This is a genomic window from Burkholderia sp. WSM2232 (assembly GCF_000472545.1).
GTDB lineage: Bacteria > Pseudomonadota > Gammaproteobacteria > Burkholderiales > Burkholderiaceae > Paraburkholderia.
On the sequence record NZ_AWZV01000056.1, the window covers coordinates 1 to 11547 of the forward strand.

Below are 11547 nucleotides of genomic sequence, written 5' to 3' on the forward strand. Positions count from 1 at the left end.
CTGTTCCATTACCGCAACCAGGGCGCGGACTACAGCTCGATTCTCGTCGGCATCCAGGTGCCGCAAACGGATAACGCGGAGTTCGACCGCTTCCTCGCGACGCTCGGCTATCCGTATTGGGAAGAGACGCAGAATCCGGTGTATCGGTTGTTCCTGGGCTAAAGCGGCCCCAACTACTGTAACTACTGCAACGGAAACCCGACACCGCAGATGGCTCTTTCGCTTGTCGACAAACTGGTGGTAGCGATCTCGTCGCGCGCGCTCTTCGACTTCGAAGAAGAGAACCGCGTGTACGAGGAAGGCGATCTTCAGGCTTACGAAGCATTGCAGCGCGCGCGGCTGAACGTGCCCGCGAAACCGGGCGTCGCGTTTCCGCTCATCCGCAAGCTGCTGGCCCTGAATGCGGGCGGACATCGCGTGGAAGTGGTGATCCTGTCGCGCAGCGATCCGATCAGCGGATTGCGCGCGTTTCATTCGTGCCGCGAACACGGACTCACGATCGAGCGCGGCGTGTTCACGCGCGGGCGTGCGCCGTTCGCCTATCTGAAGCCGTTGAACGCGTCGCTGTTTCTCTCCGCGAATCAGGACGACGTGCGCGACGCGCTCGCCGCCGGCTTTCCCGCCGCACGCGTGTTGCCGGAATCGGCGAAAATGGCGAGCAAGTACCCCGACGAAATCCGCATTGCTTTCGACGGCGACGCGGTGCTGTTTTCCGACGAAGCCGAGCGAGTGTTTCAGAAAGACGGCTTGCGGGCCTTCGTCGGCCACGAGATGCACAACAAGGATCTGCCGCTTGCCGACGGACCGCTCAAGCCTTTGCTCGAAGCGCTCCATCGGCTGCAAAAGCTCGCGGATCAAGCCGCGCCGATGCATATTCGTACGGCACTGGTGACGGCGCGTTCGGCGCCCGCGCACGAGCGCGCGATCCGAACCCTGATGGCCTGGAACATTGAAATCGACGAAGCGATGTTTCTGGGCGGCCTCGACAAGAGCGCATTCCTGCGCGAGTTCGAGCCGGACTTTTTCTTCGACGACCAAATTGGCCACTGCGAATCGGCCCGCGTCGTGACGGCGACCGGACACGTGCTGAGTGGCATCGTGAATGCATCATGACACCCGAACAATCTCCGCTGGGTAAGGCCTCCACTTACACCGAACAGTACGACGCGTCACTGCTCTTTCCGATTGCGCGCAGCAACGCGCGCGAGGCGATCGGCATCGGCGCGCAGTTGCCGTTCTTCGGCACCGACATCTGGAACGCCTATGAGTTGTCGTGGCTCAATCAGCGCGGCAAACCGCAGATCGCGGTCGCTACGTTCTTTGTGCCGGCGGACTCGCCGAACATCGTCGAGTCCAAGTCGTTCAAGCTGTATCTCGGCTCGTTCGCGCAAACCGCGTTCGAGTCAATCGAAGCGGTGCGCGACACGATCAGACGCGACGTGTCGGCATCGTGCGGCTCGACGGTTTCTGTTTATCTGACCGCACCGCACGACTTCGGCAAATTGCAGATGGAAGAATTCGAAGGCACGCCGCTCGACCGGCTGGATCTGGACACCGACGTCTACACGCCCGACGCGTCGTTGCTGAAAGCCGCACTGGACGAAGCGCCCGTCGAGGAAACGGTGTTCTCGAATCTGCTTAAATCGAATTGCCCGGTGACGGGTCAGCCGGATTGGGGCAGCGTGCAGATTCACTACGTCGGCCCGCAGATCGACCACGCGGGGCTGTTGCGTTACATCATCTCGTACCGCAACCACACCGGTTTTCACGAGCAATGCGTCGAGAAGATTTTTATCGACGTGCTGAAGGCATGCCGCCCGGTCAAGCTCGCAGTGTATGCGCGCTACACGCGGCGCGGCGGGCTCGACATCAACCCGTTCCGCACCAACTACAACCTGCCGATGCCCGACAACATGCGGCTTGCGCGGCAATAGGCATTGCAGTAATCGCCGCGGACCTCTTGCTGATGTGCCGCGGCGAACCTTCTCTCAAGCGTCTCAGGCTGCGGGTTTTTTGTAGGCGACGCAATCCACTTCGACCTTGCAGTCGATCACCATCGACGAAACGACACACGCGCGCGCCGGCGGATTGTCGCCGAAGTATTCGCGGAACACCTTGTTGAACGACGCGAAGTCGCGTGGATCGTCAAGCCAAACGCCGCAGCGCACCACGTGCTCCGCGCCGTAGCCGGCTTCCTTCAGAATGGCGAACACGTTTTGAATGGCCTTGTGCGATTGCTCGACGATGCCGCCGTTAATCACCTCGCCGTTTTCCATCGGCGTCTGCCCCGACACAAAAAGCCACCCGTCGGCTTCCACCGCACGCGCAAACGGCATGTGCTGACCGCCCGTTCCTTTTCCGCCTTCAACACCATATCGCTTCATCGTTACACTCCTTGTAGATTGAACGCACGCGGACATCACGCCGCGCGCCTTGATAGACCAGCTTGCCGGGCCTCTCAGCCCGGTTTAATCAGAATGCGCCGTGCGCGTCGCCTTGCGACGCCGCACCGCGCGCCACGAAGCGTCCGGCGCGCTCGCCCGTCACTTCGCCGTTGCGGTAGGACAGCACGCCGTTCACCCATACCGCGTCAATGCCGTCGGCCGCCTGTTGCGGTTGTTCGAACGTCGCGGCGTCGCGCACTTTCGCCGGGTCGAACAGCACGAGGTCGGCGTGATAGCCGACATGCACTTCGCCGCGCTGGGCAAGGCCGAAGCGTCGCGCGGACAGGCTCGTCATCTTGCGCACGGCTTCCTCGAGCGGCAGCAAACCGGCGTCGCGCGCATAGTGGCCAAGCACGCGCGGAAACGCGCCCCACAAACGCGGATGCGGCAGCGGATCGTTCGGCAGGCCATCGGAGCCGACCATCGTCGCGGGATGCGAGAGGATGCGCCGCACGTCTTCCTCAGACATGTTGTGATACACCGCGCCCGCCGGCTGCAGGCGCTTGGCCGCTTCCTGCTGCGTGACGCCCCATTCAGCGGCAATCTCCTTGACGAGCTTGCCGGCCATTTCCGGATGCGGTTCCGACCACGTGATCGTGATATCGATGTCTCCCGTGACCTGCTTCAGATCGAGCGTCGACGAACTGCGGTTGTACGGATAACAGTCGCAACCAATGGGCTGCATGCGCCGCGCGCCCTCGAGCGACTTCAGCACTTCGACGCTGCGCCCCCAGTTCGACGGCCCCGCGCATTTCAGGTGCGAGATGACGACCGGCACGCGTGCATGACGGCCCACGCGATACGCTTCGTCCATGGCGTCGAGAATCGCGTCGAATTCCGTGCGCATGTGCGTGGTGTAGAGCGCGCCCGCGGCGGCGAGCGGTTCCGCAAGAGCCATCACTTCTTCGGTAGGCGCGGCGAAGGCCGAACCGTAGGCGAGTCCCGAACTCAGGCCGAGTGCGCCGTTGGCGAGCGCCTCTTCGAGCTGCGCGCGCATGCCTTCTATTTCGTCGCGCGTGGCCGCGCGGTCGAGGCGGTCCATCTGATTGTTGCGCAACGCCGTATGCCCGATCAGCGCGCCGACGTTCACCGCCGGACGCGCGGCGTTGACTGCTTTCACGTAGTCCGCGAAAGTCGGGTACTGGAACGCGTCGCGCTCGCCGAGCAGATTCATCGGATCAGGCGGGTCGCCCTTCAGCGCAACCGGCGACGCGCTAATGCCGCAATTGCCGACAATCACCGTCGTCACGCCTTGCGTAATCTTCGGCAGCATTTGCGGCGAGCGGATCACGTGGGTGTCGTCGTGCGTGTGAACGTCGATGAAACCCGGCGCGAGCGCGCGGCCCTCGGCCTCGATCACCTCCTCGGCGAGCCAGTTCGACAGGTTGCCGATCGCGACGATGCGTCCGTCGCGGATCGCCACATCGCGCTCGACAGGTGGCGCGCCGGTGCCGTCATACAGTTGCGCGCCGACAATCAGCGTGTCGGCGGCTTCGGGATGCGAGTGCATGAATCAGTCTCCTATCAGTCCCCTAGGGGTTGTCGGTCGCCGCCGCCACGGTGCGTGTCGAGCGCGTGCTTCATGCGGCGCAGCAGTTCGCGGCTCTCGTCACCCTGACTGACGGCAAGTTCGGTGACGAGCACGTCTAGCGCCATCATCATCGCGTATCGCGACGACGACGGCTTGTAAATAAAGTCGGTCTCGAAGGCGACAATCGGGATCACCCAATCCGCGAGCTTCGCGAGCGACGACGCGGGCGCGGTCAGCGCGATTACCGTCGCGCCGTAGCTGCGTGCAATCTTGCAGTTCTCGACCATCTCCGGAACGCGGCCCGTGGTGGACAGCGCGATTAGCACGGTGTCGCGCGACACCGTGCTCGCGACCATACGCTGCAACAAGCCGTCCTGATACGTGGCCACGGGCCGGCCCAGACGCACGAGGCGAAAACGCATTTCGTCAGCGAGTGCGGTCGAGCCGCCGCCCATGCCGAACACATAGATCATGCGCGCGCCGCGCAGCGCCGCAGCCGCTTGCGCCAACGGCGCCTGGCGCAGCAGTTGATGGTTGTGCGCAAGCGCCGTCTGCAATTCGTCGAAGACGCGCGTCGCAATGGGCTCAGGCGCGTCGCCAGGCGCGCCCGCCTGCAAGAACCGCTGGCCCACCGCCGCGGCCTGCGCGAGCCGCAGCTTCAATTCGCGCACGTCGCGGCAGCCCACCGCTTTGGCAAATCGTGTAACGGTGGCCACGCTCACCTGCGCCTGCTCCGCCAGCGCGCCGATGCTGGCGCGCGAGGCGCCCGTCAGATTGTCGAGGATCAGCGCGGCCACCTTGCGCTCGGCCGAGCGCAGTTCCGGCGCACACTCTGCAATGCGTGCGACGATGTCGAAGGTGAGCGGTTCGGCGCTGGAATTCATGCTGCTCGTGCCCGGCGGGCTCCTGTCAAAGCTCTGGTACTAAATAACATTTCTTCGACCATCGTACTTTCGGTAACATGGTAAAGTCAACTTCGCAGCAATTTAACTGGACGATGGAGCAGGAGACATGAAAGTTACAAACTATCAGGGCGCAACGATTGATCCTTATAGCAAGGGCTTGGGCATGGTTCCGGGCGCGAGCATCCAGCTCACCGACGCGGCGCGTCTGGAGTGGAACCTGCTGAACGAAGACGTGAGCCTGCCCGCCGCCGTCCTTTATGCGGACCGCGTGGAACACAACCTGAAGTGGATGCAGGCGTTCGTCGCCGAATACGGAGTCAAGCTCGCGCCGCACGGCAAGACCACCATGGCGCCGCAGTTGTTCCGGCGTCAGTTGGAAACCGGCGCATGGGGCATTACGCTCGCGACCGCGCACCAGGTGCGCGCGGCCTATCACGGCGGCGTCTCGCGCGTGTTGATGGCCAATCAGCTGGTGGGCCGCCGCAACATGCTGATGATCGCCGAGTTGCTCAGCGATCCGGACTTCGAGTTCTTCTGTCTGGTCGATTCAGTGGAAGGCGTCGAGCAACTGGGGCGCTTCTTCACGTCGGTGAAAAAGCCGTTGCAAGTGCTGCTCGAACTGGGCGTGCCAGGCGGGCGTACCGGCGTGCGCGATGAAGTGCAACGCAATGCTGTGCTCGAAGCGATTGGGCGCTATCCCGGCGTGCTGAAGCTCGCGGGCGTCGAGCTGTATGAAGGCGTGCTGAAGGAAGAGCACGAGGTGCGCGAGTTCCTGCAAAGTGCGGTGACGGTTACGCGCACGCTCATCGACCAGGGGCGCTTCGAGCGCACACCGGCGATTCTGTCCGGCGCAGGCTCGGCATGGTACGACGTGGTCGCGGAGGAATTCGTGAAGGCGTCGGAAACAGGCAAGGTCGAGGTCGTACTGCGTCCCGGCTGCTACCTGACGCATGACGTCGGCATTTATCGCAAGGCGCAGACGGACATCTTCGCGCGCAATCCGGTCGCGAAGAAAATGGGCGAAGGGCTTCTGCCTGCACTGCAATTGTGGGCCTACGTGCAGTCCATCCCCGAGCCGGATCGCGCGATCATCGGTCTCGGCAAGCGCGACTCGGCATTCGACGCGGGCCTGCCGGAGCCGGCGCGCCACTATCGGCCGGGCCGGGACGGAGAAGGCCACGAGGCGCCGCGCGAGATTGCCGCGAGCGAAGGGTGGGAAATCTTCGGCTTGATGGATCAGCACGCGTATATGCGGATTCCCGCAGGCGCGGACCTGAAGGTAGGCGACATGATCGCGTTCGACATCTCGCACCCTTGCTTGACATTCGACAAATGGCGTCAGGTGCTGGTGGTCGATCCGGCTTATCGCGTGACTGAGGTGATCGAAACGTATTTCTGATTGTCGTCGCGCCCGCTCGACAGGTGGTGACCGGGCGCAACCGCCGTGCGTTTGCTTGCAGTCGCTCAGCGCCCGGCGCGTGAATCTTCAGCGGGAGTCCCAACGGGTGTGTCTTCGGCGTTCGCCGCCGACACCACTTCGCCGATTCTTGCCTCCAGCATTTTTAGCGCGCCGGACAATGCGCTCAGCGCGTCGTCCGGCAGCGCGGCCATGGTGTCGTGCAAAAAGGCATTGCGACGCGGCAGGCTCGCTTCGGTCGCGGACAAGCCTGCCTCGGTCAGGCGCACATTGGTCACGCGGTTGTCGCGCGAGTCCATGCTGCGCGCAATCCAGCCCAATCCTTCGAGGGCTTTCAACTGGCGCGTCAACGCGCCGGGGTCGACGCGCAATTGCTCGACAAGCCGCTTCTGCGACGACTCGCCGGCCTGCTCGTGCAGCGCGAGCATGATGCGCCAGCGCGGCAACGGGTGACCGACCTGAGCTTCGAAGGCCGACATGAACGCCCGGTACGTGCGGCCGAATTGCTGCATGACTGCGACGCGGTCCTGTTCTTCCATGATGGTTCTATGACGCTAAAAACGAAAATCAGTCCGCGTGGATCACGGGTTCGAGCTTGCGCTGAAGCTTGATCGGCGGAACACGGCGGCTTTGCCATACCGAAACGACAGCAATAATGGCCGCCATCGCAAGGCCGAAGTGGATTGCCGCGACAAGCGTCTCGCGCGCGGTCTCCAGAAGCATCGCGCCATTATGGCCGGCTTGAGCCAACTGGCCCAGCAAGCTGGCTTGTGCTTCGTGGTTGATGAGGATCTGCGGATCGCTCAGATCGCCGAACCATTGCGAGGCGCGGTCGCTTTCCAGCGCGCTGCGCACGCCGCTCGCGTACATATGGCTGACCAGCGTTCCGGTGAGCGCCGTGCCGATCATGCCGCCGATCATCCGAAGCGACTGTAGCAGCGCCGTGGCAATGCCGAGATGCTCGCGGCCGGCCGTCTGCTGCGCGAAGATGGTGAGGTTCGGCATGACGAAGCCGAGGCCAAGGCCGCCTAGCACCATGAACGACATGAGCAGCCAATGCGGCATGGAACGTGTGGCGATCACCACGCCGAGGCACGCGAGCGCGAGCAGCGTGAAACCGACATACAGCATCAGATTCGGATTGCGCACCCGCGAAACCACGCGCCCGTTCGCGATACTGCCGATCGTAATGAACACGACGAGCGGCGTAATGACCACGCCCGCCTCCTTGGGCGACATGCCAAAGCCGCCCTGGAACAGCAACGGCGCGTAAAAGAGCAGCGAGAACATCGTGAAGCCGCCGAGCACCGCCAGCGTGAAGAGTGCGGCGAGGCTGCGGTTGCGGAACATGTCGACGGGAAGGATCGCAGTGGGGCAACGCTTCTCCCATTGCCACAGTGCATACGCCGATGCGACGCTCAGCACGAGCAACGCGCACGCGCCCCATGACAGCCCATGCTTGGGCAGTAATTCGACGAACAACTGCAGCGAGCCGAGTGCCACCGCGATCAGCGCGGCGCCGGGCCAGTCGAGCCTCATCTTGCCTTCGTGTTCGACATGGCGCAGATGCGGCAGGAAGCGCCACACAAAAAACAACGACAACATGCCGACCGGCAGATTCACATAGAAGACGGAGCGCCAGCCATAGTACTGGGTCAGAAACCCGCCCAGCGACGGCCCTACCGCGTTGGCAATGCCGAATGCCGAACTCATCAGCACCTGCCAGCGCAGCCGCACGACCGAGTCGGGGAAAAGGTCCGGAATGCACGCGAACGCGGTGCCGACCAGCATGCCGCCGCCAATGCCCTGCAGTCCGCGCGCGAGGACCAGAAACAGCATGTTGTCGGCGACTCCGCAGAGCACCGAGGCGCCCGTGAACACCACGATAGACGCGATCACGAACGGCTTGCGGCCGTAGTAGTCGCCAAGCCGGCCGAAGATCGGCACGGTGATCACCGAGGTCAGCAGATACGACGTGGCGACCCACGCGTACAGCTCGAACCCCTTCAGTTCGGCAACGATGGTGGGCAGCGCCGTGCCGACCACCGTCTGGTCCAGCGCGACCAGCATGGTGACGAAGGAGATGCCGAGCATCGCCAGCAGCGATTCCCGGAACGGCAAGACTTGCCCACTCGAATGATGGGCGGCGGTATGGACAGCCATTTTTGATAGCGCAACAGTTGACACGTCAAACGATTAGGGAATCATACCACGGGTGATGGCTCTAACCAGGAGTTCGAGCGGCCGCGTCAAAGGCCGGATCGAGCGTGGAAGAGCACATCAGATAACGCCAGGGAGGCACATGGAGCCGGGTTCGCTCGCAACGCATTCGTTGTCGGAAGAAGATCTGAGCGCGCTGCGCCGCGCGAAACACGAACTGGAAAGCCCCGCGCTGGCAATGAAACTGGCGAGCATCGTCGGCGCGCCTTTGGAGAAGCTGATTTCACGCATGCCTGCGTTCGCAAACGAGAAGGTCGCCGACGCGACAGAACTGGCGCTGCGCAAGTGTCTGTCGATCGCGCTGCGCACGCTCGGGCGGCGCGACGGCGGCGCGGCGTCGCTCACGCCCGACAAGCCGAGCAACCTGCTGCACAAGTTTGCAGTCGCCACCACCGGCGCAGCCGGCGGCGCGTTCGGCCTGTTTGCACTGCCCGTCGAGTTGCCGGTTACCACAACGCTCATGTTCCGCTCGATCTGCGACATTGCGCGCAGCGAGGGCGAGGACCTCAAGTCGATCGACACGCAACTGCAATGTCTGACGGTGCTGGGCATGGGCGGCACGTCGAGCGCAGACGACGACGCGGACTTCGGCTACTTCATCATGCGCGGCGCGCTGGCGCAGGCGGTGTCGAAAGCGTCGTCAGAAGTGGCGACGAAGGGATTCACCACGCACGGCTCCGCCGCCTTGCTGCGCCTCGTCAATACGATTGCCGCGCGCTTTTCGGTGCAGGTCAGCGAGCAGATTGCCGCCAAGTCCATTCCCGCGATCGGGGCCGTGCTCGGCGCGATGGTCAACACGGTGTTCATCGACCACTTCCAGCAGGTCGCGCACGGGCATTTCACCGTTCGGCGGCTTGAACGGCAGTACGGCGAGCACGCGGTGAAAGCTGCGTATCAAACCATCGACGTCACGCTCGACGCCTGAGCGGCGTGCGCGCCCCGACTCGTTGCGTACCGGATGAACACGGCTGCGCGGTCGAGCGCGCGGTTCGCCTCGGGGATGAACGGCGCAAAGATCGGCCAGACGTGCGGCATCTTGCTCCACACCTCCAGTTCGCAATCCACGCCCGCCGCGCGCGCATGAGCGGCCACGCGCCGCGAGTCGTCGAGCAGAACTTCGGTGCTGCCCGCCATCATGAAAAGCGGCGGCAAGCCGCGCAGGTCTGCGTACACCGGCGACGCATAGGGGTGCGTCGCGGGCATGTCGCCGAGATAGACCTTTGCGGCTCTTGCAATTGCCGGGCCGCTGAACATCGGATCGGCGCCATCGTTGTCGACGATGCTGGCTCCGGTTGCCGCGAGGTCCGTCCACGGCGAGAACAGCAGCCCGCCCGCCGGCAGCGGGTCGCCTGCATCGCGCAGCGCAACGAGCGTCGCCAGCGCAAGGCCGCCGCCAGCCGAATCGCCCGCAAGCACAATCGAACGGGGCGGCACGCCTTCAGCGATCAACTGACGATACGCGGCGGTTGCGTCGTCCAGCGCGGCGGGGAAGCGGTGCTCGGGCGCGAGGCGGTAGTCGAGCGAAAAGACGGGCGCGTTGGCGCGCGTGGCGAGGCCGAACACAATCGAGCGATGCGTGCGCGGCGAACAGAAGTAATAGCCGCCGCCATGGCAGTACAACACCAGGGCTGGCGCTCCGCCGGCCGGTTCGCCGCCCGTGCGCTCGAGCCACTCGCCACGCAACGATTTGCCGCCGGCGCCGTCCAGTTCCCGCAGACGCCAGCCGCGCGGCACCTCGGGCGACCAGACGCGCTTCTCCGTCAATGCGCGCGCGTGGCTCACGTCGATGTGCGGCTTCAGGGTTTGAGGGCGGAACCGTCTACGCAAAAACCAGCACGCAAGTGCGCTTTGCCAGCTCATCGGGGCATGCTCCTTCAGAAACGTCCCCTCATGGTACTTGCGTTGGCCACTGCGCCAATGGACGGCGGCCTCTATTCTTCCGGGTACGGCGCGGCCGCTGCCAGTTCGTTTTCCGGGACCATCAAGCGCTTTTGCCCTCGCGCGCCGAATGCGGCGCGGCGTAGGACGATCCGAGGTCCGGTACGCTGATGGTGTCTCCCAGCGAGGGGCGCGGCCGGTTTCGGGTGCGGCGACCGCGCAACACAACCGCAGCAAGTGCTGCGAATGCTGCATCCAGGTGCGGCGGCTATTGCCGATTGTTGCACTTGCCCGTTAGTTGGCCGGCAAGACTTGCCCGCGAATTTCGCCCATCGGGTTTTGCGCCGTGTGAATATTGAAGTACCACTGCCCCGCCATCAGATCGGTCACCTGCTGCTCGTTGAGAGCGGCCGAGCCTTTTATCGGACTCGCCAGCGCATTCTTGTCGATGGGAACCTGCACTTTGGCGTTTTGCCCGACTGGCGCCGGTCCATGGAAATGCGCGGCCGTGACCGGGCCGCTTAGCCCCTCGTAGCTCACCGTCCATTGCAGCGATTTCGTCGACGTGTCGAACGTTGCGTTCAGCGCGCCGTGCCCGTGACTGACACGAGGCGGCACTTCGCTGGAAGGTTCGAGGTCGGCCTTCAACGCCACAGTGTCAGCAAACGCGACACCTGCCATTGCCGCCCAAAGAGCCACAGCCAGATTGAGTTTTTTTAGCGTGATCATGGTCTTCTCCGACTAGTTGCGCCCCGCGCCGATACGTCGGCCGGCCGCGAAGCCATCACATACTAGTGCAAATCCACGCCGGACGTCGGTGCAGGGAGTCGCGGGGGGCCGCGGGTTCTCGATAAGTGGCTCGGTGTACGCGATGCCTGTTGCATGGAGTTCGATGCACGCTCAATGCGCTGCCCGCGCTCACCGCGATTTTTTGAACAGTTATTTGCAGATTCTGTAGTGAATCATCGGCGCGATCCCGGGTATGCTTTGAGCTCGCGAGAAGTGACTCCTTCATCGAGGGATGTCTCCAAACCTTTAACGCGGCTTCGGCCGCGTTTTTTTTCGCCTGCGTTTTTTCGCCTGCGTTTTTTCGCCTGCGTTTTTTCGCCTGCGTTTTTTCGCCTGCGTTTTTTCGCCTGCGTTTTTTCGCCT

The 11547-nt window shown here is 63.5% G+C and carries 12 protein-coding genes and 1 pseudogene; 5 read left to right on the forward strand and 8 right to left on the reverse strand.

The window, feature by feature from the left end:
• The 3 genes and pseudogenes from F757_RS35540 to queF form a co-directional block, all read left to right on the forward strand.
• Positions 1-162 (forward strand): annotated as a pseudogene (locus F757_RS35540) (threonine ammonia-lyase, biosynthetic); the annotation flags it as partial.
• A 48-nt stretch (positions 163-210) separates the two neighbouring features.
• On the forward strand, positions 211-1113 hold the full coding sequence (locus tag F757_RS0129415) for a 5'-nucleotidase (protein ID WP_027214462.1): 903 nt from the start codon (positions 211-213) through the stop codon (positions 1111-1113).
• Positions 1110-1934 (forward strand): NADPH-dependent 7-cyano-7-deazaguanine reductase QueF, encoded by an 825-nt coding sequence (queF, locus tag F757_RS0129420; protein ID WP_027214463.1) that lies wholly within the window; start codon positions 1110-1112, stop codon positions 1932-1934. Before F757_RS0129415 ends, queF begins: the two co-directional genes overlap by 4 nt.
• A 63-nt stretch (positions 1935-1997) precedes the next feature.
• On the opposite strand, the gene F757_RS0129425 is transcribed toward queF, so the two are convergent.
• From F757_RS0129425 to F757_RS0129435, 3 genes are all read right to left on the reverse strand, one after another.
• Positions 1998-2384 (reverse strand): RidA family protein, encoded by a 387-nt coding sequence (locus tag F757_RS0129425; protein ID WP_013337998.1) that lies wholly within the window; start codon positions 2382-2384, stop codon positions 1998-2000.
• Between the two features lie 88 nt (positions 2385-2472).
• Complete coding sequence (locus F757_RS0129430; protein ID WP_027214464.1) at positions 2473-3954, reverse strand: N-acyl-D-amino-acid deacylase family protein; 1482 nt, start codon at positions 3952-3954, stop codon at positions 2473-2475.
• Between the two features lie 14 nt (positions 3955-3968).
• Positions 3969-4859 (reverse strand): MurR/RpiR family transcriptional regulator, encoded by an 891-nt coding sequence (locus F757_RS0129435; RefSeq protein ID WP_027214465.1) that lies wholly within the window; start codon positions 4857-4859, stop codon positions 3969-3971.
• A 127-nt stretch (positions 4860-4986) separates the two neighbouring features.
• Between F757_RS0129435 and F757_RS0129440 the strand changes: the two genes are divergently transcribed.
• Positions 4987-6279, forward strand: coding sequence for an amino acid deaminase (locus F757_RS0129440; protein WP_027214466.1), 1293 nt, complete (start codon positions 4987-4989; stop codon positions 6277-6279).
• Positions 6280-6344: 65 nt separating this feature from the next.
• Here F757_RS0129440 and F757_RS0129445 read toward each other — a convergent pair whose 3' ends face one another.
• Both F757_RS0129445 and F757_RS0129450 read right to left on the reverse strand, forming a co-directional pair.
• Positions 6345-6836 (reverse strand): MarR family winged helix-turn-helix transcriptional regulator, encoded by a 492-nt coding sequence (locus tag F757_RS0129445; RefSeq protein WP_027214467.1) that lies wholly within the window; start codon positions 6834-6836, stop codon positions 6345-6347.
• 28 nt (positions 6837-6864) lie between these two features.
• Positions 6865-8460, reverse strand: coding sequence for an MDR family MFS transporter (locus F757_RS0129450; RefSeq protein WP_027214468.1), 1596 nt, complete (start codon positions 8458-8460; stop codon positions 6865-6867).
• 139 nt (positions 8461-8599) lie between these two features.
• Here F757_RS0129450 and F757_RS0129455 point away from each other — a divergent pair, with 139 nt between their 5' ends.
• On the forward strand, positions 8600-9442 hold the full coding sequence (locus F757_RS0129455; RefSeq protein WP_027214469.1) for an EcsC family protein: 843 nt from the start codon (positions 8600-8602) through the stop codon (positions 9440-9442).
• Here the strand turns inward: F757_RS0129455 and F757_RS0129460 are convergent.
• The 3 genes from F757_RS0129460 to F757_RS36720 all read right to left on the reverse strand — a co-directional run.
• Positions 9412-10377 carry an alpha/beta hydrolase gene (locus F757_RS0129460; RefSeq protein ID WP_027214470.1) on the reverse strand — a complete coding sequence of 322 codons (966 nt, stop codon included), beginning with the start codon at positions 10375-10377 and terminating at the stop codon, positions 9412-9414. The genes F757_RS0129455 and F757_RS0129460 overlap by 31 nt on opposite strands.
• 312 nt (positions 10378-10689) lie before the next feature.
• Positions 10690-11124, reverse strand: coding sequence for a CHRD domain-containing protein (locus F757_RS0129465; protein ID WP_027214471.1), 435 nt, complete (start codon positions 11122-11124; stop codon positions 10690-10692).
• Between the two features lie 233 nt (positions 11125-11357).
• Positions 11358-11547, reverse strand: a 190-nt coding sequence (locus F757_RS36720) for a hypothetical protein (protein WP_232221481.1), incomplete at its 5' end; no start/stop codon positions are given.